Source organism: Moorena sp. SIO3I6 (genome assembly GCF_010672095.1).
In genome coordinates, this window is record NZ_JAAHHU010001372.1 from 1 (window position 1) to 1,375 (window position 1,375).

The 1,375-nt window shown below is 44.8% G+C and carries 1 pseudogene; it reads right to left on the minus strand.

The features are described 5' to 3' along the window. Window positions 1–744: 744 nt before the first annotated feature. A pseudogene (locus F6K49_RS49425) lies at window positions 745–1,248 on the minus strand (transposase); the annotation flags it as partial. Between the last annotated feature and the right edge of the window lie 127 nt (window positions 1,249–1,375).

The following is a 1,375-nucleotide window of genomic DNA, read 5'->3' on the forward strand; positions in this document are numbered from 1 at the left end:
TGTCACTCGGATTTCACGAGGGATGGTCTTTCACCATCATGGTTATCAAGTTGTCAAGGTTCTTTCTTCCTTGCGACTAATCCTCCTAAACCCTTGATGGGCAAGGTTTCTAGTCAACGAATCGCACGGCTGCATCCTACCCGACAGTAGGGATTAAGCTTGACATAGCTTACTAAGGTTCGACTAGTCCTTAGACCTATTTGCTGTCGTTTTTACTTGTTCCACCTGATAGATTGTTATGACGGTTTAGGACAGTCCGGAGATGAAACCTTAGAATAGTGGAGCCTTACTACAAAATTTTTAACCCTTTTACCCATAGCCGACTAACTATAAAGGCTCCACTATTCTTGCGGTAACTTCTAACCAATTTGCCTACCCTCTCCTCGGAGATTACAGCTGTTCGTGTTATAACGCTGTGAGGATTAGAGGGTGAAATCTCGCATATCTTCAGATTGCGGCTTTGGGGTAAGACACTTTTTTAGGACTTTTGTTAATCTATCCGTATCGTCTCCCTTTTAGCGGCAGTGTGGCTAATCTGTTTCACCTCTGATTCCGCCCTGGTGCCAGCTTCACTCTGCTAGGTTGTCACCTTGCTCGGTGTGGCCAGATAAGGAGTCACATCATCTCTTAATGGGGTGGACTTTCACCACCATCCATCAGGTAGTTAGAGTTCGGGGTTTTCCCCGCGAATCCCCTAGTCATACCCTGCCTGGGATAGGCAGCTCCTACTAGGAACAAGCCGCACAACACGACCCCATCAAATCCGGTAAAGTTGTCCCCAGTCCTTTTCCCAAGAAGGGTTCCATTCCTAGAGTCAACTTGCGACGTGTAACTAGGTTGAACTTCTGTCACAACCGAGCCAGTCCAATTAGCCCATTTCTGTAATGAATCTCGAAGCTCTCCTTTCATCCAACTATTGAGCTTACGAGACAGAGGTTTGGACTGGCGTTTATTTCGGATTGGTTGTGTTAAATCTGAGGCCGTAGGCCACGCTACGCGAACAGCAAATACTTTTAATGACTCACCATTAAAAACAGACTTGGAGGCTGCTCCTATGATGGCTTTAATCTCTGATTGGTTCTGCCTATAACGCTTATTTTCTGTTTTTCTAGCTAAATTGTTTTTTAATACCCGAGCAGACTTCACTGGGTCTATTTTTTCGAGCTTTCTGTGGAGTGCCCAGAGTTTTCCTCTCTTTCTGTTTTTCTCGCAGATACGATCGGATTTTTGGGTGGCTGCTTTGCCTAGCAGGGTAATCGCATCTTAGTAGAGTTCTAAAAGTACAGTAACCTGACCTAAAATTTGACTGTAGAATTGCTGATTATACCCTCAGAAAAGTTAATGGTACTCGTTTGTGTGTACCAGTCCTGTTAGT